The sequence below is a fragment of the Streptococcus sp. Marseille-P7375 genome, from assembly GCF_902460365.1.
GTDB lineage: Bacteria > Bacillota > Bacilli > Lactobacillales > Streptococcaceae > Streptococcus > Streptococcus cristatus_I.
Window position 1 is genome coordinate 556786 of record NZ_CABPTR010000001.1, and the last position, 23585, is coordinate 580370.

The window sequence follows — 23585 nt, forward strand, 5'->3', positions numbered from 1 at the left end:
AATGGAACAAGAACAAGTGGTGGCCCAGCTAGGACGGGCAACTCTTGTGACAGGAGAGGTGCTTTTAAAGGGTCTCTTCCTGGTATGCTCTAAAGCAGTGGAGATCTACCAGTTCAAAGGTGAAAACACCCACTTTACCGGTGAGGCAGACTGGAATAAATTCATGGCAACAGCAGATACCAAAGAAGTCCAGCAATTACTACAAAATGAAGTCAATCTCGAGGCGGTTCGGAAAGAACTCGGCCAATACGGGATTGGCTTTTCTTTTTATACCCACCCGGACGGTAAGACAACTCTCGCTTTCAACGCTAAAGATAAGGGGGTTGTAGAGCAAGCCTTTAAGGATGTCCTAGAAGGCATCACAAGAGATCCTAAAGGATTCAATGAGCGGAACCTTAAAAACGGAAAAACCAGCTCATTTGAAGAGAAAATGAAGCATTTTAAAGCGGTGGAACAAGAGAAAATTCGTTCTCTGCAGGTGAAGATTCATACTAAGGAATTTGTCCTTCCAGAAAACATTGAACCCCATATTGGAGGAAAAGTGAAGTGATTACAGAAAAAAAGAAACGGCGATTTAGACCGTATTTGTTATTAGGATTTGGCTTATTCTATCTTTTTCATTGGCTCTTTAAGCTTTGGCTATTAGCTCCAGCTACAGATCCAGTAAAGGATATATTTGGATTGGGAAAGATTAACTGGATGAGCGATCATTTAGGAGATAAAGCCTGGTTTGATTTTCAATTCACTCCAGCTTCTTTGTTGGCTGGTCTAGGCGGTTTTTTGATTGCTTTTCTTCTGTATTTGAGAGTATCGGATACAGGTACGTACAGGTATGGGGAGGAGCATGGGTCGGCACGTTTTGCGACGAAAGATGAATTGCTGCGCTTCCGAGACGCAGAGCCTGAAAAGAATATGATCTTTACACAGAATAGCCAGATGGGACTATTTAATAGCCGATTGAGCTATGAAAATCAGATTAATAAGAATGTCTTGGGTTATGGAGGTACGGGGGATTCAAAGACTCGAAGTGCTGTTAAGCCGAATATTTTACAAGCAAACTCTAGCTTTGTGACGACAGATACCAAGGGACTTCTCATTCACGAGACTGGGAAATCTCTGGTGGAAAAAGGATATAAGATAAAAATCTTTGATTTGATTACTTTCCTGAATTCAGACGGCTTTAATGTATTCAAATATATCCATAATGAAATGGATATAGACCGAGTATCAGAGGCCATTACAGAGTCGCTAAACAGAAATGGTCATGAAAGCGATCCTTTCTGGCCGGCGGCTAATAAGCTTCTGATGCGTTCTTTAATCGGTTATCTCTATTTTGATAGTCAGCTCGATCACTATATGCCAAACCTAGGTCAGGTAACGGATATGATTCGAGAGTTGAGACGGAATCATCCGGATGCAGAGAGTCCGGTTGAATTGATGTTTGAAGATTTGGAAAAAAGATGTCCGGGGAATTATGCCAGCAGACAATGGGCTTTATTTAATAAAAACTTTGACGGCCAGACACGGGCTTCCGTCTATGCTATTTTTGCGACCACTTTCTCGGTATTTGATCATGAACAGCTGAGAAAGATTATTGAAAAAGACACGCTGGAGATTGAAAAATGGAATATAGAAAAGACTGCTGTTTTCATTCATATTCCAGAAGTCGATCCAGCCTATCAGTTCTTGTCAGCGTTGCTATTTAGTACACTCTTTGATGTGATGATGAAGACTGCAGATGCCATCTTGTTAGGTGAGCATCCAACAAAGACTAAGAAAGACTTATTACATGTCCAGGTATGGGCGGATGAGTTTGGCCAGATTGGGAAGATTCCTAACTTACCACCCATCATCTCTGTTATTCGGTCACGGGAAATCTCTATTAAAATGATGGTTCAGTCTCAAAGTCAGATCGAAGTGTTGTACGGTAAAGAGAATACGAAAACGATTATCAATAACTGTGGAGCTATTCTCTATTTGGGGTCTAATGACTTAGATACGCTCAAGTATTTATCTGAACGATCTGGTAAGCAGACCTTGAATGATCAGAACTATAGCGAGAGCAGGGGAAGAAATGGCAGCAGTTCCAAGCAGAACTCTAAAATTGGTCGGGAATTGTTGACGCCGCATGAGGTTGCCACAATTGGAACAACGGAAGCTCTACTCTTCCTATCCAAACAAAATGTTTTTAGGGATCAAAAATTTAACCTGGATACGCATCCGAGAGCCTATCTCTTAAGTAATGGCCCAGACGATGAAAACTGGTATCGCTACAAGCGCTATCTGAGTGATATTGATGAGTGGAAAGACCAGGTTGGGGAAGAGAATGTGATCCGCCTTGGGATTGAGGAAGTGATGGTTGCTCCTCTTAAAGTAGGTTAGGAAAGAAAGGATATCTTAATATTCTTATGGTATAATAAATGGAGAATATTGAAGGAGGGATGGTATGGCTGTTTCAAAGTTTTATGCGGTATGGCGCAAGGCAAACGGAGAAGAAGAGATTGTGAATGCTTTTCAAGCACTTGAACTAAAAGGACGTGCACAGATTGTCACGACACCGAAAGCACAAGCGACTCTTTTTGATTTGGAAACAGATCTGAAAGTTAATCCCAATAATGGTAAAAATAATAAAGGGCAACCATTCTTTAGTTACTATCCAGGCGAAGAGAGTCCATTGGCAAATCAAAAAGGTAGCTTTGAATATTCCTCTGAGCTGAATGCTTTTATCGAAGCTTTTAGGACGATTGAGAAATTTCAGATTAAATATGGCAATCATACGGCTTATATTTTTCCTAAAGCTATTTCTCTGATGAAACGGATCGTATTTGAAGATGAAGACTTTGTTATTCTAAAGCTCTTGATTGATATCGATGAGACTTATCCTTATTCTGAATACTACCGTTTAAATGGTCAACTAGGTATTGAATTTTATAAAACGAGTAGACCAGAACCTGTTAAACGGATAAAATTAGCTAAAGAAGGCATTCCCTTGTTTGAAGCCAAAGCTCATTTCCCTAAGTCTACTGAGATTTATGTACCTAAAGAATTTACATCACCTGAACAGGTTAAAAGGGTTGCAGATAAAGTGAGGGAAGTTTATCAGGAAAGAAAATATAAACTGTATGGGAATTTTGATAAATACCATTTAGAAGCATTTGTCTTTTTAGATGATAATGAAAGGAAGTACCAAACTTTGAAAACTTACGAGGAACAGTGCCAGGAATTGCAGGCAAAAATTAAAAAGTTGGAAGAGAACTTCGATCAAAAAGCTGAGAAAGTCAACCAGCTGAGAAAAGAAATCAAGCAAGCCGAAACACGCTTGAGAAAGTATCACGAAGAGGAGGAGTATTACAAGAAGTTAGAAAAGGATAATCAGAAGCTGGAAAATGATAATCAAAAACTGAAACAAGAAAAAGGAGAGATTATCTCTGAAAATCAACGTCTAACAAGTGAATCGCGACATCTGCGGAGACAGAGAGATGCAGCGCAAAAAGAGACAAAGTCTTTACGAAGACGTTCGTTCTGGCAAAGACTTTTCAATAAATAGTAAATATCAGGTATAAAACAGTTCTAAAAACAGAGCTGTTTTTTTGATGGAAAGGATAAAATATGAATTTAGAAGAACTCAAGCAACGGCGAGATGAGCTTGTGCAAGATAATGTTTGGATGGATAATTTAATTAAGGAAAAAGAAGAAGAGTTATGGGAATTGAAGGTAAGAGGTATTGCAGCTTCTGAGCTAGCGAGATCTGCATTGGAATCTGCTTTACGTTCCGCAGGGATCGTAGATACCTTTTACGGCCCAGATAATGGAAAGAAAGGAAAGGAAATAGAATGAATACATTGCCACAAAAACAATTCAAACGAATGAAGCGTGAAGTTGAGGAAGAAACTGCACGAGGCGTTGGCTATTTTGAAGGGATTTTAGAACATATTCCTTCTTATCCATTATCAGAAGCAGTAAAAGAACTGGCATTAACTGACTGGATTACACCTCAGACAGCTATAGTTGATGTTCAAAATATGCTTGTTACTGAATCCATAAAACGGATGAATTACCAGGACTTCAAAGAAGTTGCTCCCTACTTATTTTCCTACCCTAGAGAGCAACGGGAGAAGGATTTATTGGTTCGACCAGTAGAGATCTCCAGGGAATATTTTGAGGAGTTAAAAGCTAATGCAGAAGAGCTGTTTCACTTGAAACAAGATCTGGTGCAGGTGCATGATAGGCTGGATGCCAAAATTCAGGAATTGGAAACAGACCGGCTGCCAAATGGTGACCAAGTTATTGGTCTTGACCTGGATGCTGAGGAGGCATTATTATTACGGACTCCTGAAAATGCTCAGGTTGAAGAATGGGAGGTTCGCAAGGATGGTTTGATTACTGATTATCGCTCTGCCCTTCCGGAATACGGCCAGATTGTGGAGGCTTTGTTTGAAATGAATAATCCGGATATTGACACCATTCTTTATGAAGAAGTGATCAACTATTCTAAACGAACTTGGCCAGAATCTGATCCGATACAATTTTCAGAAGGTATCAAGGAAATGTTGAATCAGGAAGCCCAACTCGATTCATCTTTTTACCATAGCGCACAGTTTGAAACGTTGAATCAAGCCTATGTTTATGGATCGACGTCACCTCTTTTTCAGGAACATTTCCCTAGCTATTCAGACTTTGTTATGAACTATGTAGAAGATAGGGAACGATACGAATTATTCGACTATCGGTCAGAAGCTGTATCTCTGGCTCGGGATATTTTAGAACCTCGATTAGATGATATTAACCAGGTTTTAGGTGCCAAGAATCAGGAAATAATCATTCAAAAGGTAAATGGCTATTCGCAAGGTGAAAGCTGGGATCTAGCTTATTTGCGAGATACAAAGGCTGAAGATCGAGAAGAAGTTCGGTTCTATCTTGAAAATGAAATAGGGGCTTGGTATAAGGGGAGTTTAACAGAATTAGTTGTTATCCGATTTGAGGATATTGATCTGGAGAAGGGCTTCAATGGCCAGCAGGAAGCTGTCTATCACATTGATGATAACTTGTTAATCCAAGATAAACTCAAACAAGTTCAGCACCTTATTTCTGATTTAGAGCGTTTCGTAGAAGCAGGAGAAGTTGAGAAACAACTTAACCAAACTCAGGACTTAGCAGAGGAAAAAGAAGTGGCAGAATTTTCATTGTAAGGAGGTAACAGATGCCATTAACGAAAGAAGCGGCTAAAAATCTATCTATCCTTTCTGTTGCGGAACAGCTGGGAATGGAGTTAAAGCGCACGGGGAACTATAGCTATACATGGAAAGAACACGATTCATTTGTCATCGATGTAAGGAAGAATGACTTTCATTGGAATTCTCGATCAGAATTTGGGGATGTCATTCAGCTAGTTCAAACTATCCAGGGGGTTACTTACAAGGAAGCGATGCACTTCTTGGAAACAGGAGAATTTAAGAAGGTGGATTTGGCTGCTCAGATAGGTCCCAAAGAGCCTTTTCGCTATAGCTTAGAAAGATATGAGCATCCAGATTTCAAGGCTTCCAGAAGCTATCTGAGGGACCAGAGAGGTCTTTCAGATGATACGATTGATTTCTTTTTAAGTCAGGGTAGCATGACGGAAGCTACTCGGAAAAAGGGAGATTATTTTGAGCCCGTGATTGTCTTTAAGTATAAGGATAACACGGGCTTTTTAGCTGGAGCTAGTCTTCAGGGAGTGGTGGAAAACCGGGTTCATTATCCGGAACGTGGCCGTCTGAAACAAATTATGAGAAACTCAGACGGGCAACTGGGCTTTTCAGTGGATATTGGGAAACCTGAGCGTTTGGTCTTTGCGGAAGCTCCAATTGATCTAATGAGCTACTATGAACTTCATAAAGATAAGCTTCAAGATGTCCGACTAGTTGCTATGGATGGTGTTAAAGAAGGGATTATTAGTAGGCGCTTTATGGAGCTATATGCGGAGATGAACGGTAAAGCCTACCAAGTAGATCAGAATACTGGAAAAGCTCTAGAAACTGTCGTCAACACAACGGATTATTTCAAAGACGGCCAGCATCAGGATATGATTACGCTGGCTGTAGATAATGATGCTGCAGGGCAGAATTTTATTACTCGCCTGCAGGAAAAAGGGATTCCAGTCCAAATTGCCATTCCTCCAATCCTACAGGCTGATCAGGAAAAGGAGGATTGGAATGATTTCCTGAAGCGAGGCAATGAATCTCCTAATGAGCTGGTGCATGTTTACAGCGCAGACGAAGAGTCCTGGCATTACAAGGGCTATTTTTCAAAAGAAATAGCTCTCGCAAAAGCGCAAGAGCTAACTGCAGATGATGTAAAAGCCTTTGTCTCAGCTAAGCAACTGACAAAGGAAGAAGTCCATCAGGAATATACAAGAATCATCGATCAAGAGAAAGAAAGGGGAAATAGTATGTCGGAAGTACACGAAGCTAGGGCTGAGTATAAATCAGAACGCCTAGAAGCTATTCAAGATAAAGTTGATAGATTAGTGATTCAACCGGAAACACAGGCTCTAATTGATTCTGGAGAGGTCAAGCGGTGGGCTAAGCAGCCAAATATCTACTTCGTAAAAGGGCTACGTCGAGTTGCTTTAGAATTGACGGAGGAAGGGAGATTTGAACTATCTCCTAAATATCGCCCTAATACGGATGAAGAAAAAGAGGTAGTAAACAAGTTGTTGTCCAATCAGGAGAAACGTGAGAATGAGACTCAAAAATCATCCTTGACTCCAGATACTAGCAATCTATCTCCAGAAGATGCGGAATGGCTGAAGCAGAACTGGGATAATATCAGCTTTTCAGTAGAGCCTAAAAAACAGATGGTTATTGATTCAGATAAAACAGTAACCTTTGAAAAACCTTCCAATCCTCTTGGAGATTCTAGTAGAGCACTGGAAGAAAATCAGAGCATAGAAAAAGCTCTTGGGAAGTCTCAAGAGCAAAATGTGAATTCAGAGTATCAAAAAAATGAGAGGACCAATGGTAGTCAGGGGTCTTTACAGCCCAAGGCTGAAGGCAGTCCCACACCCGTACCAGAAGTTGGTACCTTTGAACGCTCTGTTACCAGTCGCCCTACGTTATCCTCTCATTTATTATATTTTAGCATAAATGAAGAGTTTCAGTCAACTAATGATGGCCACTATCATTCTATTTCCTCGCATGAATTAGCTAAATTGAATCGTCCAATTCGTAGTCAAACTATACAGAATGCAGCGCAGTATTATTTGGATGAATTGGCTAATTCTAAGGTTTATTATGTCACTCCTGATAAGACTGTTCAAGTGAATTTTGAAGAAAAACACTTCATGCACTTAACAGGGATTAAGCCCATCGGACCAGGGCAGACACCGGAAAAAACCTTGCGTGACTTTGCAGAAGGAAACGGACGCTTTGATAATATTCTTTTGGCCAACAATGATGCAGCTTTTGACAAGCTCAAAGTGTTATCAGATCTTTCAGTCGCAACAGAAAGCACATCCTTCTATTTTGATGATTTAACTGATCTTCGGCGTTATAATGGCCGTTTTGACAGCCTCATCAAGTCTGATGATAAAGATATTATTTTGCTGTTTAAAGAGCTGGAAGAGGATAATTATATCCCAGTGTCAGTCTTTCAGTCCAGGACAAAGCTGGTCAAAGAACTGGAGACAGTGGATAGAATCCCTATTCTTGGTGTTTACCGAGAACGGGATGGGCACATAGAGCAGCTATCAATCAATGAAGCGCTGATTGCTGATGGCGGCAAGGAAATGATGGAAAATTTACAAAGACGAGAATTTGAAGAAACAAATTCTAAAGAGGAAATGATTCAAGATAACCCTGAACGAACTCTTCCAAGCTCTGAAGAAAAAATTCACCAGCATAATCGGAAGGATGAGATGGATCGAGACTTGGACGGAGATGGCATTTCAAATTCTGATGAGATGCTGCAGGGGACAGATCCTTATAATGCTGCTTCTAATCTTCATAAAAAGCAAGAAGAGCGAGAAAGGCGAATAGATGCTGAGGTAGCAGCTGGAGCTATTATTACAGAAGCTGTCGCCACTAAAAATTCGGAACGAAGCATATCTCAAATGGTTGCAGAAAAAGATACAAAGGCTCTAGCTGAACACTTGAAAGAAGGAATGAAGAACTATCTGGATTCAGATCAGTTTAAATCTTTCTTAGATACGATGAGCAAGTTTCACAATTACTCACTCAATAATATTCATTTGCTTAAGATGCAAAATTCAAATGTGACTCAAGTTGCGAGTTTCAATAAATGGAAAACTGATTTTGATAGAACGGTCAAAAAGGGAGCTAAAGCTCTGAAAATTTGGGTGCCTTATCAAGTGAAAACAAAAATTCCTGAAAATCAAAAAGAGTTGAATTTTTCACCATCTGAAAATGAAATGGATCAGAAGGAGATCACTGTTACTCGCTTTAAATTAGGAAATGTCTTTGATGTTTCCCAAACAGAAGGAAAAGAATTACCAAAAGCCATTCATGAATTGACCGGAAGTGTCAAAGATTATGAAGATTTGTATCGAGCTGCTAAAGCTGTTTCTATGGATAATCAGGTTCCCATCAGTTTTGAAGAAATTAAAAGAGAGAATACTCGTGGCTATTACTCTCCAAACGAAAACCGAATTGTCATTTCAAAAAAATTGAAGGGGGAAGAGCATATTCTAAAAACAATTTTCCATGAAATGGCTCATGCCGATTTACACAAAGGAACCAATGCACAATATGGTGATGACCAATACCGCAAGCAAGAATTGCAAGCGGAGAGTGTCGCCTATGTTGTAGCCAGTCATTTTGGTTTTGATACTAGGAGCTACAGTTTTGGATATTTGGCCATTTGGTCTAAAGATAAAAATGGCTTCGAAGATATGGTAGAGCAACTGCAGGTTGTCCAAAAAGAAGCAAAAAGTTTGATTGATCGAATGGATGCAAAGTTGGAATTGGTGAAAAATAAAACAGTTGTAAAAGATAAATTTGCAGATAAACTCCAGCAGGCAAAAGAACAATCTGAGAAGCTGAGTAATCAAAAGGTCGAGGCTGTAAAGCAGGTGGAGGAAAAAAAGTCCCTGAGCAGCCCTCGCTAATGGAGGCGCTGATTCGTCGGAAGAAAAACAAAAAAGGAGAAACGGAAGATGATTGAAAATCTAAAACAAGAAACCTTTGATATTTTGATGGATATATTCTTTGAGAATAGCGAGACAGATTCACCAAAAATTGATGAGGTGAACCAGCACATTTCTCGCAAAGAATGTATCTACATTGTTCGTAGAGATATGCGGATCAAATCAAACTATGAACTAGAGGAAGTAAAAATATATCTAGTTGCACTTCAAGAAATTGAGGGAATGAGTGATGAAAGATTCGAACAACTAAGAGATGAAATGCTTAAAATGAAACTCGTTGATACACTAGATCTTCTGTTGGAATATCTAAAAGTTTAATCAAACTTTTCCCTCGTGATAGAAAAAATTCCTGCCTGCAGGGATTAGGGGATTGGGGATTTCCCCAAAAATTTAAAAAGTCAAGAATGGTCAGTTTTAGAAGCTGACCATCTCTGACCTTTTTAAAAACAGCATTTGGGTACCCAAGTGCTAATCTTGCCAGAAGAAAAGGGACCGAGGGCCTCAAGCGAAAAATGCCAGAACGGAGGTGGCTATTTTTGAAAAGTGAAGAGAAACGAAAACGGATGATCCAGAAAAAAATCCGATTGACAGAAGAAGAGGCTCGGTTTATTTCGACCAAAGTTTTAGAATCTGGAATGACGAATTTTAATTCCTTTGCCCGAATTATGTTGATTATGGGCGAGGTCAAAATCTTAAATTTTGAAGAATTGAGAGAGCTACGTAAGGAAATAAATCGGATTGGAGTCAATGTCAATCAGATTGCAAAAAAGGTAAACGAAGATGACCAGGTTAGTCTAAATGAGTTGAGTCAGATTCTTGAACTACAAAAATATTTGAAAGATACAGTCAATCAATTTATCCAAAAACAGGAAAATCAAACAAAGGAACAAGAGCGATGGTTGTAACAAAAGTCCTGCAGATAAAAGGAGTGGCTTCCTTGGGCCGCTCGACAAAATATATTGAGGATGAAGCCAAGACAGTTGAACTGACCGATACAAAAAGTCTAACTAATGCTTTACGCTATATTGAGAATCCATCGAAAACGAGTCTCTTAGAACAAGATGATCATCTAGAATTTCCAGCAGTCGTCAAAGATGGACGGGTGGTCAAGCAGCTTGTTTCTACTTATGGCATCACAGATGCTAGAACAGCGACAGAAGAATTTCTTTTGACAAAAAAGAATGCGGCTCAGCGAATGGGGACAAAAGAATTATCCGATATTCAAAATCCGAATCGTGTCTTGGCTCATCATATCATCCAATCATTTTCTCCTGAAGACGATTTGAGTCCACAAGAAATTCATGAGATTGGCCGGAAAACAATTTTAGAATTGACTGGCGGTCAACATGAATTTGTCATAGCGACCCACATGGACAAAGGTCATATTCATAACCACATCATTTTCAATTCTACTAATTCTGTAACCTTAAATAAATTTCGCTGGCAGAAAAATACTGCTAGAAGCTTATTCAATATTTCAAACAAGTATGCAGATCTTGCTGGAGCTAAAATTTTAAAAGAGCGATTGTGGACTAATCGAAAATCCTATCATGCTTATCGAAAGAAAAATTCTTTTCGTTATGAGATTAAATCTCGATTGGATTTTCTTTTGCAACAATCAACTTCCCTTGAGGATTTTAAACTCAAAGCCCAGGCTTTAGATCTTACTCTTGATACGACAGGCAAAGAAGTAAAGTACCGGTTGGCTGATCGAGATCAAACTAGAAATGTCCGTGATCGTACTTTGTCAAAAAAAGGAAATTATTCTTTGGATAAAATCTCTGAGAGAGTTCTTACTAACGAAGTGACTTTCTCTGTCGATGAAATAAAATCTGAATATGAAAAGATGGTGGCGGAGCGAGAAGATGATTTTGAAATGAAAATCACAGTTGAAGAATGGCAGGTGTTAGAAGAAACAAAAAATGGGATCTATCTTGAAATGGAATTTGGGATTAGAAATAAGGGAACCATTCTTATTCCAGCTCATCAGATTGAAAAAGCAGAAGATGGCTCTTATGAAATTTTTATCAGAAAAAATGACTTCTACTATTTTGTTAATCCTGAACACGCTGATAAGAATCGTTACATGAAGGGAGAAACAGTCGCTTCTCAGTTGTCGTATGATAACGGAGAAATGATTGTCCGGAAAAATCCGAAAATCTCCAGTTTGGATCAGCTTGTTCGTGAATATAATTATCTATCTGCTCATGGAGTGACAGAAGGACAGCAATTTGATGAATTGTTAAATCGTTTTGAAGAAGAACTAGAAGAAGTAGATAACTTGCTTGATAAATTAGATCAACGCTTGGGTGAGCTTAATAAAATTCAGTCTGCATTTCTTGCATTGGAATCAAGCAATCCTCAGGAAGTGAAACTAGCTGTTTCTATTCTGAAAGACTTGAGAGTAGATCCTAGCACTCGCAAAGCTGAGATTGATAAACTTGTTAAAGAGGCTACCTTTGAACGCCAGGCTTTGTATCAACGAGTAGAAGCAATTACAAAAGATTGTAAGCTACATCAAGACATTGAGAAAAATGTGGAGCAGCGTAAGGATAGAGAAACTTCATTGTGAAAAAAATAAATATAAATATAATTATAAACATATTTACAAATATAATTATAGTGGTATAATAGAAGTATAGAAAAACAGGAGGAAGACGATGGATATTTCTGACGTTTATGGTTTTCAAAACCAAGTTGAGAATGTAGCCAAAGAGGGGAATCTTAAGGAATCCTTGAAATTATTAGGGATTGTTTATTTTGATGGTAGCCTAGAGAAAGGTAATGAGAACAGAATCGTTTTTGAATTTTCAAAAAGTCGCACAATGGCAATCGAGGTTCGACTTATGGAAAAGAAAATACGATTTTGGGGCTGGATAGGAGATCGTCTAAAAGGCGACTATTTTTGGAAATATGTCTTTGAAAATTATGAAGAACTATGGTATAGAATTTTAAGTTTACTTATTGCAGAATATTTCTCGCCTACTGAATGTATTTCTTGTGAGATTGTAGCTAACGTTAAAAGTGACCTGTTATATCATTGGCTAGAAGGTACCTAAGACAATACGCTCTATGTCGGTAGGTTATTGTTATTTGGATTTATTCCGCTATGGAAAGTAAAACATACTAAAAATGAGTGGAAAAAAATAGCTTTGATTGAAAGCTCGAAAAATAAGATTGTTGAGTATCAGTTTCAGGAGGATATCAAATGAAAATTATTACATTTGCCGCTATTAAGGGCGGTGTTGGGAAAACAACTTTAACTTTTAATTATGCTGAATGGCTTTCCAAGAAAGGTCATAAAGTGCTTTTGATTGATCTAGATCATCAGTGTAATTTGACTCAGTGTTACAATATGTACGAGAGCAAGAATACAATTGCCAATGCTTTTAAAGGAGGCGATGTGGATATTAAGCAAGTCAAGGAAAATATCTGTCTAATTCCAGGTTCAGTTCAGCTGGACTCAGTGGAACGAGATCTGGAGAACAGCGATAAGAAAAATATGTTACTTTATCTTTGGCTAGAGGATAACTACGAAAAGAAGAACTTGGATCAGTTTGACTATATCTTGATTGATTGTAGGCCAGACTTTGCGACAGCTACTAAAAATGCTGTTGCGGTCAGTCACGCTATTATTAGTCCCTTGACTCCTTCAGAGTTTGGTTATAATGCCAAATTCAATCTATCAACTCGGTTAGAAGCATTCAGAAAGGATGTGATTGACTATCGTACAAGAGAATCATACATTACTGCTGAGTTATATTTCTTAGCAAATATGATCCGACCAAACTATGGATCATCAAGAGAATTACTGGAAGCCCTGGGACTTGAAGCTAAAGAAAAGGGAACAGATAACCTTCTAGGGATTGTACCAGCAAAAGAGTTATTCAATCATTCCACGATTGATAAAATCTCTATTGCAGATATGGAGGACAATCCTGAGCTTTATCAAAAACACAAAAAGTTTTTCACTGAGCTGGAGCAGACTTTTTCAAAAATTTATGATACAATATAATTATATTTATAAACACAAATACAATTATAAATATAATTAGAAGGAGATCGTTATGGCATTTACCCCTAAGGAAAAAGAAATATCACAGATCATTGAAGCGAGCAGCCAACCTGATCGGACTCCAAATGGAGTTGCGGTTGAGTTTGAAAGCTTTGAGCGCAAGAAGCAGTTTCAATTCACTCTGAAACCTAGCAATCGAGAGAAACTGGATAAAGTGGCTAAAGCAGCTGGTGCAAAGTCGGCTTCAGATTATCTTGATAAATGGTTGGAGAGTTTATAATCAAAAAATCAGATATAATTATACTTATAAATATAATTATATCTGATTGTGATAAGGAGAAATTATGGATTTAATCACGAGACTCTTGGCAGAGAGAGAAGGAAAAGTACATGGTGGTATTTATGACATCACACAGAAACGCTTTGCTTATAATTCTAACCGAATCGAAGGGAGTCGTCTGACAGAAGAACAAACTAGCTTAATTTATGAGACAAAGACGATCGCAAATATTGATGCTAAAGGAATCAAAATTGATGATCTGGTAGAAATGAATAATCATTTCAAGTGCTTTGATTATATCTTAGATACCGTTAACGAGCCGCTGACAGAGGACTATATTAAAGCACTGCATCGGATTCTAAAAAGTGGAACAAGTTCTGAGCATAACCCGATAGCTCCAGTTGGTCGTTATAAAGTTTTACAAAATGAGGTGGGAAAAATTGCGACAGCTTCTGTCGAACAAACTGAAGATGAGATGCTTTCTTTGCTGACTGGTTATGACTTAAAAGAACAGAAAGATTTGAATTACTTAACAAGCTTTCATGCACAGTTTGAAAGAATCCATCCTTTCGCAGATGGCAATGGTCGAATTGGTCGGTTGCTTTTGTATAAACAGTGTTTGAAAGAAGGTCTTACACCCCTAATTGTAGACGATCTTAATAAGGCAACTTACTATTCAGCACTTGAAGCGTTTCAGGTTCAAGACAACAGACAGCCGTTATTTGATTATTTTCAATCGGAGCAGCATTTTTATACGAATTATCTCAAAAATAAAGGATTTGAAGGGGCTATCAATGATGAGAAAGCTGGTGACTTTATAAAAAAGTCAGATAAATTCTCAGAGAAATTAGCTCAGTTTAAGCAAAAGTCAGAAGAAGATCAGCCTCAAAATAGCCATCTGAAAGAAGAGAAAGGTTTATATTTATAAATATAGTTATAAATATAACTATAATCGCAAAAGAATCTTCATTCTTTTTATTGCAAAATATGCTATACTAGTTGTGAGGTGATAACCCTAACAACCACCTTGAGTCTGGTTTTATACCAGGCTTTTATTTTACTCTGAAATAGAAAATTTGAACTCTTGGACCAAAATAATTATAATTTCTTAGTATGATTATTTTAGTCCAGGAGTATTTTTAGTTTGGATACGAAGATTATTGATGAAAGAGATTTTGTTGAGAAATTTAAAGAGAAAAACTTAGAAGGCTTTCATAAATTTGTAAGTGATTATGACAACTATATCTCTCCGATTATGCGTGCTAGAGGATATAAGTTTGTAAATTATGCTGAAAGAACAGTGACCTTCACTTTTGGCCAAGTCACTTTTGCTAGAAAAAGGTGGTATAAAAAAGGGAAGTGTCGAATTCCAGTGGATGAAAAGCTGGGATTAGAGAAGCGAGCTGCTTACTCAAAAGAGTTACTTTATCAAATTACGAGACTTGCTACGATGATGCCCTACCGGAAAGTTGTGGAAGTGATTGAGCTGATGTACCAGATTTATATCACAAAAGACACCGTCTTAAAAGCTATTAAATTTTCGGATGAGCTTTTAGCGGAAAAGGAAGATTATCGATTTTACAAAGAGGGCAAGATGCTTAAAAAAATCGAGGTACCTGTCATTTATCTTGAAGGAGATGGCTTATGGCTAAAGGTCACTGAGCAAGAAAAAGAACGAAGAAACAAAGACATAGCGCATTTTGTCATTCACACCGGATCTGAACGAAAAGGTAAAAGGACTATATTAAAAAATAAGGTTGAAATTGTATCTCAAAATAATCGAATTGCTAGAGAGAAAGTTATTGATTATATTTATAATCATTTTGAAATTAATCAAGACACTTTGCTGGTGACAAATTCGGATATGGGACATGGCTATACACCTTATATTTTCCAAGAAATAGCAAAAGGATTAAAAATAAAGAATCATGAGCATTTTTGGGATCGATTTCATTTGAATATGGAAATAAAAAAGTCAGTTTATTCTTATTCAAGTGAGCTTTATGATTGTTTTTTGGAAGCAATAAAGAATAGCAGTAAAAAAATGCTTAAAAGTGCTCTTGATACTCTAGAAGCACTAGTTTTGAATACCCAGGATGAGAAGAAGTTTGAAAGTTTTATAAGTTTTAAGAAAAGGATCTTACTAAATTTTCAATACACTCAAAGCCCTAAACAAAGAAATATAGAAATAGACAGCTTAGGGATTATGGAGAGTCAGCACCGGAAAATTAGCTATCGAATGAAAAATCGAGGAATGTATTGGTCTATTGAACATGCGGATACGATGTCGCATATCATATTGTTATCAGATAAGCAGATAAGAGATCTGTTTTTCGGGAATTGGAGAAAAGAGTATGAAAAATACCGCTCAGAAGGAATGAGCGGTGCAAAGATAAAAGAAAAAATGAATAAAGTTCCTCGGAGTCTAGGTCTGATGGTTGATGCTTCATGGAAGGGTCATAGGCATAGAGAACGGGATCGATTTCTTAATAAAAAAGTAAAAAAATAATTAGAAAAAAAGCTTAAAAACAGCTTAATTTCTTGACTTTTAAGAGTGATTGATGTATAATACTCTTATAGTTAAAAAGAGGCACGCAGCAACGTACCTCTCATAAAGATAAACAATTTGGGCTTGTTTATCAGTAAGATTAATACTATCAGAAATTTTAGTAGATGTCAAGGCTGAGCAAGTAAAATTGTTTAGCCTTATTTTATTCTACTCATCTTCAATATGTTTTTTTGAAATCTCAAAAATCCAGACACATACTATGGCAGTTTTTTTCTTGACATTTATCCATTTTGCGTGTAGAATAGAATAGATCTTGGACTTGAAGGGAGTGAAAAAAATGTCAAAAACAGTAGTACGTAAGAATGAATCTCTTGACGATGCTCTTCGTCGTTTCAAACGTGCGGTTACTAAAGCTGGTACTCTTCAAGAAACACGCAAACGTGAATTCTATGAAAAACCTTCTGTAAAACGCAAACGCAAATCAGAAGCAGCTCGTAAACGTAAAAAATTCTAATAACTAGAATGAGAAAACAGTCGATTTGGCTGTTTTTTTCTTTTGGATGGAAAGCGTATAATAAAACAGAGAGTGGGACAGAAATCGGTAATTCGTTAGAATTCGATTTCGTCGTCCCACCTCCGCACAGTTGAGTAGGGCTGTAAAAGCTGATGAAATCAGCGTAGTAGAGCCCACTCAACCACTGCGTCTTGCTCGACAATCCAAAGACAATTGAGAGGCTAGGACTTTTGTCCCAGCCTCTGTTTTGATATTAGTTTTGTTTTTCAAGCAAGCTCTTGATTTCTTGTAGAACTTCAAGTTCTGTTGGTCCAGCTGGTGTTTCTTCAGCAGCTTCTTCGTTCTTTTTAGCAAGGCTTTGTGCTTTTTCAGCAGACTTAACGATGAAGAAGAGAACAGTACCGACTACCAAGAAGTTGATCACAGCGCTCAAGAAGTTACCATAAGCTACTCCGTTCCATTTCAATTGAGAAATTTGCTCTAATTGTGCAGCTTTCAAAATTGGGTTGAGGAAGAGGGGAGTGATAACGTCAGTAATCAATGAGTTAACGATTGCTCCGAAAGCATTCGCAATGATAACCCCGACTGCTAAGTCAATCACGTTACCGCGTAGCAAAAATTCTTTAAGATCCTTTAACATTTTCTTTTCCTTTCAAAAAATAATTTAATATTTGATATTATATTATAGCTTAAAGAAGCAATTATTTCAAGTCATTTGCCTATCAAATGTTTTACATTTGCGTCAAATTATTATAAAATATAGAGTGATATTCTGTGATGAATTGGAGGTATTGTCTATTGGATAAAGAAATGATTTCTGAAATAAAAAATAGTGTCAATATCGTCGATGTCATAGGAGAAACGGTAGCCTTAACCAAGGCTGGCAGAAACTTTCTGGGACTTTGTCCCTTTCATGGCGAAAAGACGCCCTCTTTCAACGTTGTAGAGAACAAGCAGTTTTATCACTGTTTTGGCTGTGGCAAGTCGGGGGATGTTTTCAAGTTTATTGAGGACTACCGAGGCGTATCCTTCATGGATGCTGTTCAGATTGTCGCAGACAGAGCGGGCATTTCCTTAGGGATGGAGAGAGCTGGCGCAGATCGACCGAGACAGGCTCATCCGCATCAGGCGCTCTACGATATTCATACAGAGGCAGCGAAGTTTTACCATGCGGTTCTGATGACGACCAAAATAGGAGAAGAAGCACGCGCTTATCTCTACAATCGTGGGCTGACAGATGAGGTCATTAAGCATTTTCAAATCGGCTTGGCTCCTAATGAAGGCAACTATCTTCATAAGAGTATGGCTGGTAAGTTTGATGAGTTCACTATCATGAACTCGGGTCTTTTTAATCTGGCAGAGAATAATCTGGTCTATGATGCTTTTCAGAACCGGATTATGTTTCCCTTGACCAATGACAAGGGGCAGGTTGTCGCCTTTTCTGGTCGAATCTGGCAAGATTCGGAGGCTGTTTCACAGACTGCCAAGTATAAGAATAGTCGCAGCACCCCTATTTTTAATAAAAGCTATGAGCTTTATCATCTGGATAAGGCCAAGCCGGTTATCAAGAAGAGCCATGAAGTTTATCTGATGGAAGGCTTTATGGACGTGATCGCGGCTTATCGGGCTGGAGTTGAAAATGCAGTCGCATCTATGGGAACAGCTCTGACGCCTGAGCATGTCCAGCACCTGCGTAAGTATTGCAAGAAAATCATTCTGACTTATGATGGAGACAGGGCTGGTCAGGCTGCGATAGCCAAGGCTTTAGAAGAGCTGCGGGATATGTCGGTAGAGATTGTGTCCTTTCCTGACAATATGGATCCAGACGAATTTATTGCTAAAAATTCTGCCGAGGAATTGCGACAATTTCTGACTAAAACGCGAATTAGTGATGTAGAGTTCCTTTTACGCTATCTCAAGCCGGATAATATTGAAAATTTGCAGGCTCAGATTGAATTCGTGGAGCGAATGGCGCCAATCATTGCTCAAACGCAGTCTATTACAGCTCAGAATTCCTATATTTATATGTTGGCTGAGTTGCTGCCAGATTTTGATTACCAGCAGGTAGAGAATACGGTTAACAACAGTCGTTTGGCTGAGCGAAGTAGCCGAAGCGGACAGCAGTCGGAATCTCTAAGAAGACCTGTACTGGTAGATCTTCCACTGTCTAAACAGCTTTCACGGTTGATAAAAGCAGAAATCCATATCCTTTATCGTATGGTACACAATCCGCTGGTTTTAAATAGCTATCGGCTTCGTACAGATTTTGCCTTTGATACGGCGGAACTGCAGGAGTTATACGAGCTTTTACTGGCCAATGGTGAAGTGACTTCGCAGGATTTATCCAGCTTACCGGAAAGAGTCCAGCAACTTTGGTATCGGATGTTGGAGGAAGATTTGCCAGAGGAGATGGAAGACGGAGAGTTAGCAGAAGTTGAGTTGACTAGGGAACGTGAATTGCTTCGTAAGAATAATCAGCTGATTAGCAAAAAGATTCGAGAAGCTTTGCATACTGGAGATGAGAATGCCGCTATATTAGAAGTGGAGCGCTTAATCGCACAAAAAAGAAGAATGGAGTAGGTATGGCTACAAAACAAAAAGAAGTAACAACATTAGACGTTCAAATTGCAGAATTCATCCGCAATCACAAGCAGACAGGTGTAGCGACAGACGATGAAATCAATGACCAGCTGGTCATTCCTTTCACTTTGGACGCTGATGGGATTGAGGATTTGCTGCAACGCATTCAGGATGCGGGCATTTCTATCACGGATAAGGAAGGAAATCCCAGCGCGCGTGTCTTGAATACTGAAGAGGAAGAAGTAGAACTGACCGATGAAGAGCTCTTGGGTAGCAATTCAGCCAAGGTCAATGACCCAGTCCGCATGTATCTGAAAGAAATCGGGGTTGTGCCGCTTCTTAGCAATGAAGAAGAACAAGAGCTGGCGATTTTGGTAGAGCAGGGAGACTTGGAAGCCAAGCAGCGTCTGGCTGAGGCCAATCTTCGTCTGGTTGTTTCCATTGCCAAGCGCTATGTCGGCCGTGGTATGCAGTTCCTTGACTTGATTCAAGAAGGAAACATGGGACTGATGAAGGCTGTTGATAAGTTTGACTACACCAAAGGATTTAAGTTTTCAACTTATGCGACTTGGTGGATTCGTCAGGCTATTACCCGTGCGATTGCTGACCAAGCTCGGACTATTCGGATTCCGGTCCATATGGTGGAAACCATTAACAAGCTAGTCCGTGAGCAACGTAATCTATTGCAGGAATTAGGTCAAGATCCTACGCCTGAGCAAATCGCTGAGCGGATGGATATGACACCTGACAAGGTTCGTGAGATTCTCAAGATTGCTCAAGAGCCGGTTTCTCTAGAGACGCCAATCGGTGAGGAAGATGACAGCCATCTGGGAGACTTTATCGAAGACGAAGTGATTGAAAATCCAGTTGATTACACAACTCGTGTCGTTCTTCGTGAGCAGTTGGATGAGGTCTTGGATACTTTGACAGATCGTGAGGAAAACGTCTTGCGTCTGCGCTTTGGTCTGGACGATGGAAAAATGCGGACGCTGGAAGATGTCGGCAAGGTTTTCAATGTCACCCGTGAGCGGATTCGCCAGATTGAAGCCAAGGCACTGCGTAAACTTCGCCACCCAAGCCGCAGTAAACCACTCAGAGACTTTATCGAAGATTAAGAACTGAAAAGCAAGAAGGGGCAGAAATCTTTCAGTAGGAAGTGTCAAGTCGGCGATCCTTGCTGAAAACAAAGGTCCCCTCGAGCTAACTTGAAATTTCTGCTATATCTATAAGGAGGATATGCATGTCAGAAAAAAAATACAGCCCTGAAGAAGTTGAAAAGATTAAAACGCGTATTTTGGAGAGCTTGGAGCAGGTCATTGACCCAGAGCTGGGGATTGATATTGTCAATCTAGGTTTAATCTATGAAATCCGTTTTGACGAGACCAATGGGGAAACGGAAATCGATATGACCTTGACCACTATGGGATGCCCTCTGGCGGATCTTCTGACTGACCAGATTTATGACGCCATGTCAGATGTTCCAGAGGTTACTAAGACAGAAGTCAAATTGGTTTGGTATCCCGCTTGGACAGTGGAAAAGATGAGTCGTTATGCTCGAATTGCATTAGGGATTAAATAGCGACATCACACTGGAAGAAAGACTATACAGAAAAGCGCTTGAATGGAACATCAAGTGCTTTTTGAATGTAATTTTGTACAAACTACCAGCTAGTTAGTGAAATTTCCCCGCTGTTGAGCCAGATATTTTGGCCGTTCTCCAACTGGACTAGAAGTTGGCCACTGTCCGAGATATCGCTAGCAATTCCCTTATAGGTTTGATTATTTTGCTGGAAGCTCACTTGGCGACCGAGGACTAGAGAGTGCTTTTTGTAAAGATAGAGCAGGTCTTGGGGATCGCTTTCGTAGAAACATCTCCAGATTTCAGCAATCAGCTCATTTCTGCTGATAGGAGCTCGCTCTGTAAAGAGTGATCCAGCCTTAGATTGCAATTCTTCTGGAAAATCATTAACGCAAAAATTAAACCCGACCCCGATAATAATATCTGTGACTAAGTCTGTCTCGACTGAAGTAATGGCCTCGGTTAAAATGCCTGCGATTTTTTTATCCTTGTAGTAAATATCGTTGACCCACTTGATATCTATGTCTATCAGGGTTAGATTTTTTACAGCCTGATAGATGGCTCCAGCTGTCAGGAGGGTATAGGCAGGGATTTGATCAAAAGATAGGTTGGGCTTGAGATGGAGGGACATGTAAAAGCCGCCTTGTTTTGGAGAGAAAAAGTTTCGGCCGAAGCGACCGCGACCAGCGGATTGAGCGGCAGCTAGATAAAGGGTATTTGCTTCGCCGCTCGCTTCCAGACCTGCTTTGGCATCTATTTGAGTAGATTGACAGTTGGGGTTGAAGGAAACTTTGATGGGTGCCTCTTTTTCAATGATTTCTGGGATTAGTAAATCCCCCGCTTTGAGCTTATAGCCCCGATTTTTAACGGAATCAATCTGGATTCCTTCTCTTTCCAAGCGCTGAATGGCCTTCCAAATGGAAGTTCTGGAAATACCCAATGTCTGGGCCAGACTTTCTCCATTGGCATAATCGTCAGCTTGGCTGAGAATGGTAAATAATTGTTCGTAGGTTTTCATTCGTTCTTTCTCTGTTAAATACTGCTTTCTCGAATGGTCAGCTTGGTAGAAAGTTTGACCATATAGGGAATGGAGTCCTCTTCGGATGTTAAAATTTGATTCAGAATGTGCAGAGCCTGCTTGCCCATTTCTTCTGTAAAAACGGTGACCGTACTGAGACTGGGATAGATGTACTTAGCAATAGACGTATCATTAAATGAAATAATGCTGACATCTTGGGGAACTTGGATTCCGTGTTCTTGCAGAGCCCGCAAGGCACCGATAGCCAAAGCATCGCTAGAGATGAAGAAGGCGGGCGGGAGCTGGTCTTTGTGTTTATTGATAATTTCTGACATCATTTGATAGCCTGATTCCGAAGAAAAGCTGCCTACCTTAACCAAGTCAGCTTGAAAGATTCCTTTGGCAGATAGATATTGCTGAAAGCTTGCTAGGCGAGGATCGCTGATGAGGCTAGCCTGGTCAGAAGTTCTTTCTTGGCCAGTAATCATGCCAATCTGGTCAAAACCAGCGTTCATGAAGTGCTCAAGAACCTTCTGTACAGCATTCTCAAAATCAACCGTCACACAGCTGTGGCCTGCATTAAGCGTATCACTGTCGACAAAAACTAAGTGGTTGCTGTACTGCTCCAGCTGCTGGATTTGAGCTGGGCTGAATTTACCGATGGCAATCAAGCCATCAATGTCTTTCAATTGCTCAAGAGAATCATTTTGAAAGACTCTGAGAATCTCATAGCCCAATTCTTGGGCTTTTTTTTCAATACCCAAACGAATGGAGTAGTAGTAAAGGTCATCGAGCTCTTCATGCTCAGTGTACCATTCAATGAGCCCGATACGGTAGGCCTGAGTCTTGCTTGGCTTACTTTTTCTTGATTTTTTATAGTTCAGCTGCTCGGCGATATCAAAAATCTTTTTACGAGTGCCATCACTGACCGACATGGCTGGGTCGTAGTTGAGTACGCGAGAAACTGTAGCGGGAGAGACTCCAGCAGCTTGGGCAATATCCTTAATCGTAGCCATTTTTTTCTCCTATTGTCTTATATGGGCTATTATACCTCAAAAACAAGTAAATAACAAAGAGGAATTTAGTAAATATTTCGTATTTGGCTTGGTGAACAGTTGAAATATTTTTTGAAAGTTTTCGAAAAATAAAGCGGATCAGAAAAACCAACCGAATAGGCAATAAATTTAATTGGTTGAGTAGTAGTTTCTAGAAGTTGTTTTCCTCGATGCATACGTATATAATGCAGATACTCTTTGGGAGAGAGTCCATTGTATTCTTTAAAAATGGTTGTCAAATAGCTGCGATTGACATTTAGTTCATTAGCAATACCTTGGATGCTCAGTTGTTCAAGCGGATAGCGAGTTTCTAGAATATGTTTAGTATCTAAATACAACTGATAAGTGGAATTTTGTTGTTTTAGGAGCTGTTGGTTTAGTGCGAGCTTCCCCAATTCAAATAGTAGTTCATAGAGCATGGCGAGAAGTTGTAAATGGCTTAGCATGGTAGATTGGGAATGTTCAGCCTCTTGAATAATATCTATAATAAACTTTCCTAAACTATCAGTAGGAGTAGTACTTGAATTTCTTAGAAAACCTGTTTTGCCAATTTCTGATAAGTTAAAATAATCTGAAACCTTTGTTCCACTAATTCCGAGCCAATAATAGGACCAAGGATCTTCAGAATCTGCCTTATAGTAAGTTAGTTCGTTTGGTTTTAGTAGGAATAAATCTCCAGCTTTCAGGAAAATTTGTTCCCCTTTATAGTGAAAGACTCCTTTGCCTTTTGTAATAAAATGAAGGACGAATCCGTCACGAATAGCAGGCCCGAAAGAATAGTTTGGCTGGCAATCCTCATAGCCGTAAAAGTCTAATAATAAATCAATTGTTCCCGTCTGGTATTCTGAAAATATAAGCATACTTTTTACATCTCCATACTTTAGAAATAATAT

22 protein-coding genes are annotated in these 23585 nt (G+C 39.2%); 18 read left to right on the forward strand and 4 right to left on the reverse strand.

Going from position 1 to position 23585, the window contains the following annotated elements; genetic code table 11:
- The first annotated feature begins 1 nt into the window (after position 1).
- The 15 genes from FZ954_RS02830 (at position 2) to rpsU (ending at position 16460) form a co-directional block, all read left to right on the forward strand.
- Entirely contained in the window at positions 2–550 is a 549-nt protein-coding gene (locus tag FZ954_RS02830; RefSeq protein WP_015604850.1) for a DUF3801 domain-containing protein, read from the forward strand.
- Positions 547–2382: a VirD4-like conjugal transfer protein, CD1115 family gene (locus FZ954_RS02835; protein WP_148876881.1), complete on the forward strand. Its 1836-nt coding sequence runs from the start codon at positions 547–549 to the stop codon at positions 2380–2382. The genes FZ954_RS02830 and FZ954_RS02835 overlap by 4 nt, the downstream gene beginning before the upstream one ends.
- 64 nt (positions 2383–2446) lie before the next feature.
- A complete protein-coding gene (locus tag FZ954_RS02840) occupies positions 2447–3547 on the forward strand; it encodes a hypothetical protein (protein ID WP_148876884.1) in 1101 nt (366 codons plus the stop codon).
- Positions 3548–3609: 62 nt separating this feature from the next.
- A complete protein-coding gene (locus FZ954_RS02845; RefSeq protein ID WP_148876886.1) occupies positions 3610–3837 on the forward strand; it encodes a hypothetical protein in 228 nt (75 codons plus the stop codon).
- Entirely contained in the window at positions 3834–5189 is a 1356-nt protein-coding gene (locus tag FZ954_RS02850) for a hypothetical protein (RefSeq protein WP_148876889.1), read from the forward strand. Before FZ954_RS02845 ends, FZ954_RS02850 begins: the two co-directional genes overlap by 4 nt.
- Positions 5190–5200: 11 nt before the next feature.
- Positions 5201–9103 (forward strand): PBECR4 domain-containing protein, encoded by a 3903-nt coding sequence (locus FZ954_RS02855; RefSeq protein ID WP_148876891.1) that lies wholly within the window; start codon positions 5201–5203, stop codon positions 9101–9103.
- Between the two features lie 48 nt (positions 9104–9151).
- Complete coding sequence (locus FZ954_RS02860) at positions 9152–9460, forward strand: hypothetical protein (protein ID WP_148876894.1); 309 nt, start codon at positions 9152–9154, stop codon at positions 9458–9460.
- A gap of 218 nt (positions 9461–9678) precedes the next feature.
- The gene (locus FZ954_RS02865; RefSeq protein ID WP_148876897.1) at positions 9679–10047 is read left to right on the forward strand and encodes a plasmid mobilization protein; all 369 of its coding nucleotides are present in this window, start codon (positions 9679–9681) and stop codon (positions 10045–10047) included.
- Positions 10038–11714: a helical hairpin domain-containing protein gene (locus FZ954_RS02870; protein ID WP_148876900.1), complete on the forward strand. Its 1677-nt coding sequence runs from the start codon at positions 10038–10040 to the stop codon at positions 11712–11714. The genes FZ954_RS02865 and FZ954_RS02870 overlap by 10 nt, the downstream gene beginning before the upstream one ends.
- Positions 11715–11802: 88 nt before the next feature.
- On the forward strand, positions 11803–12201 hold the full coding sequence (locus tag FZ954_RS02875) for a hypothetical protein (protein WP_148876904.1): 399 nt from the start codon (positions 11803–11805) through the stop codon (positions 12199–12201).
- 149 nt (positions 12202–12350) lie between these two features.
- Positions 12351–13157 carry a ParA family protein gene (locus FZ954_RS02880; protein WP_148876907.1) on the forward strand — a complete coding sequence of 269 codons (807 nt, stop codon included), beginning with the start codon at positions 12351–12353 and terminating at the stop codon, positions 13155–13157.
- Positions 13158–13209: 52 nt separating this feature from the next.
- Positions 13210–13437 carry a hypothetical protein gene (locus FZ954_RS02885; protein ID WP_148876909.1) on the forward strand — a complete coding sequence of 76 codons (228 nt, stop codon included), beginning with the start codon at positions 13210–13212 and terminating at the stop codon, positions 13435–13437.
- A gap of 64 nt (positions 13438–13501) precedes the next feature.
- Positions 13502–14365 (forward strand): Fic family protein, encoded by an 864-nt coding sequence (locus FZ954_RS02890; RefSeq protein WP_148876912.1) that lies wholly within the window; start codon positions 13502–13504, stop codon positions 14363–14365.
- A gap of 216 nt (positions 14366–14581) precedes the next feature.
- Positions 14582–15946, forward strand: a complete 1365-nt coding sequence (locus FZ954_RS02895) for an ISLre2 family transposase (RefSeq protein WP_148876914.1) — start codon at positions 14582–14584, stop codon at positions 15944–15946.
- 337 nt (positions 15947–16283) lie between these two features.
- A complete protein-coding gene (rpsU, locus tag FZ954_RS02900) occupies positions 16284–16460 on the forward strand; it encodes a 30S ribosomal protein S21 (RefSeq protein WP_000048054.1) in 177 nt (58 codons plus the stop codon).
- Between the two features lie 253 nt (positions 16461–16713).
- Here the strand turns inward: rpsU and mscL are convergent, their stop codons facing one another.
- The gene (mscL, locus tag FZ954_RS02910; protein ID WP_125381811.1) at positions 16714–17100 is read right to left on the reverse strand and encodes a large conductance mechanosensitive channel protein MscL; all 387 of its coding nucleotides are present in this window, start codon (positions 17098–17100) and stop codon (positions 16714–16716) included.
- Positions 17101–17237: 137 nt separating this feature from the next.
- Between mscL and dnaG the strand changes: the two genes are divergently transcribed.
- From dnaG to FZ954_RS02925, 3 genes are all read left to right on the forward strand, one after another.
- A complete protein-coding gene (gene dnaG, locus FZ954_RS02915) occupies positions 17238–19040 on the forward strand; it encodes a DNA primase (protein WP_312023925.1) in 1803 nt (600 codons plus the stop codon).
- A gap of 2 nt (positions 19041–19042) precedes the next feature.
- Positions 19043–20155, forward strand: a complete 1113-nt coding sequence (rpoD, locus tag FZ954_RS02920) for an RNA polymerase sigma factor RpoD (RefSeq protein WP_005590235.1) — start codon at positions 19043–19045, stop codon at positions 20153–20155.
- 125 nt (positions 20156–20280) lie between these two features.
- The gene (locus FZ954_RS02925) at positions 20281–20619 is read left to right on the forward strand and encodes a metal-sulfur cluster assembly factor (protein ID WP_125381817.1); all 339 of its coding nucleotides are present in this window, start codon (positions 20281–20283) and stop codon (positions 20617–20619) included.
- Between the two features lie 82 nt (positions 20620–20701).
- On the opposite strand, the gene birA is transcribed toward FZ954_RS02925, so the two are convergent.
- The 3 genes from birA to FZ954_RS02940 all read right to left on the reverse strand — a co-directional run bounded on the left by birA (position 20702) and on the right by FZ954_RS02940 (position 23552).
- Complete coding sequence (gene birA / locus FZ954_RS02930; protein ID WP_125381819.1) at positions 20702–21637, reverse strand: bifunctional biotin--[acetyl-CoA-carboxylase] ligase/biotin operon repressor BirA; 936 nt, start codon at positions 21635–21637, stop codon at positions 20702–20704.
- A gap of 14 nt (positions 21638–21651) precedes the next feature.
- The gene (locus FZ954_RS02935) at positions 21652–22653 is read right to left on the reverse strand and encodes a LacI family DNA-binding transcriptional regulator (protein ID WP_125390714.1); all 1002 of its coding nucleotides are present in this window, start codon (positions 22651–22653) and stop codon (positions 21652–21654) included.
- 65 nt (positions 22654–22718) lie between these two features.
- Positions 22719–23552: an AraC family ligand binding domain-containing protein gene (locus FZ954_RS02940; RefSeq protein WP_148876917.1), complete on the reverse strand. Its 834-nt coding sequence runs from the start codon at positions 23550–23552 to the stop codon at positions 22719–22721.
- Positions 23553–23585: the final 33 nt, after the last annotated feature.

Excerpts from the sequence above, each read along its gene's own strand:
- FZ954_RS02830 (WP_015604850.1), top strand. The coding sequence starts at position 2 with ATGGAACAAGAACAAGTGGTGGCCCAGCTAGGACGGGCAACTCTTGTG.
- rpoD (WP_005590235.1), top strand. The coding sequence starts at position 19,043 with ATGGCTACAAAACAAAAAGAAGTAACAACATTAGACGTTCAAATTGCA.
- FZ954_RS02890 (WP_148876912.1), top strand. The coding sequence starts at position 13,502 with ATGGATTTAATCACGAGACTCTTGGCAGAGAGAGAAGGAAAAGTACAT.
- FZ954_RS02845 (WP_148876886.1), top strand. The coding sequence starts at position 3,610 with ATGAATTTAGAAGAACTCAAGCAACGGCGAGATGAGCTTGTGCAAGAT.
- FZ954_RS02855 (WP_148876891.1), top strand. The coding sequence starts at position 5,201 with ATGCCATTAACGAAAGAAGCGGCTAAAAATCTATCTATCCTTTCTGTT.
- mscL (WP_125381811.1), bottom strand. The coding sequence starts at position 17,100 with ATGTTAAAGGATCTTAAAGAATTTTTGCTACGCGGTAACGTGATTGAC.
- FZ954_RS02850 (WP_148876889.1), top strand. The coding sequence starts at position 3,834 with ATGAATACATTGCCACAAAAACAATTCAAACGAATGAAGCGTGAAGTT.
- FZ954_RS02860 (WP_148876894.1), top strand. The coding sequence starts at position 9,152 with ATGATTGAAAATCTAAAACAAGAAACCTTTGATATTTTGATGGATATA.
- FZ954_RS02870 (WP_148876900.1), top strand. The coding sequence starts at position 10,038 with ATGGTTGTAACAAAAGTCCTGCAGATAAAAGGAGTGGCTTCCTTGGGC.
- rpsU (WP_000048054.1), top strand. The coding sequence starts at position 16,284 with ATGTCAAAAACAGTAGTACGTAAGAATGAATCTCTTGACGATGCTCTT.
- FZ954_RS02935 (WP_125390714.1), bottom strand. The coding sequence starts at position 22,653 with ATGGCTACGATTAAGGATATTGCCCAAGCTGCTGGAGTCTCTCCCGCT.
- FZ954_RS02925 (WP_125381817.1), top strand. The coding sequence starts at position 20,281 with ATGTCAGAAAAAAAATACAGCCCTGAAGAAGTTGAAAAGATTAAAACG.
- FZ954_RS02840 (WP_148876884.1), top strand. The coding sequence starts at position 2,447 with ATGGCTGTTTCAAAGTTTTATGCGGTATGGCGCAAGGCAAACGGAGAA.
- birA (WP_125381819.1), bottom strand. The coding sequence starts at position 21,637 with ATGAAAACCTACGAACAATTATTTACCATTCTCAGCCAAGCTGACGAT.
- FZ954_RS02940 (WP_148876917.1), bottom strand. The coding sequence starts at position 23,552 with ATGCTTATATTTTCAGAATACCAGACGGGAACAATTGATTTATTATTA.
- FZ954_RS02875 (WP_148876904.1), top strand. The coding sequence starts at position 11,803 with ATGGATATTTCTGACGTTTATGGTTTTCAAAACCAAGTTGAGAATGTA.
- FZ954_RS02880 (WP_148876907.1), top strand. The coding sequence starts at position 12,351 with ATGAAAATTATTACATTTGCCGCTATTAAGGGCGGTGTTGGGAAAACA.
- dnaG (WP_312023925.1), top strand. The coding sequence starts at position 17,238 with ATGAATTGGAGGTATTGTCTATTGGATAAAGAAATGATTTCTGAAATA.
- FZ954_RS02885 (WP_148876909.1), top strand. The coding sequence starts at position 13,210 with ATGGCATTTACCCCTAAGGAAAAAGAAATATCACAGATCATTGAAGCG.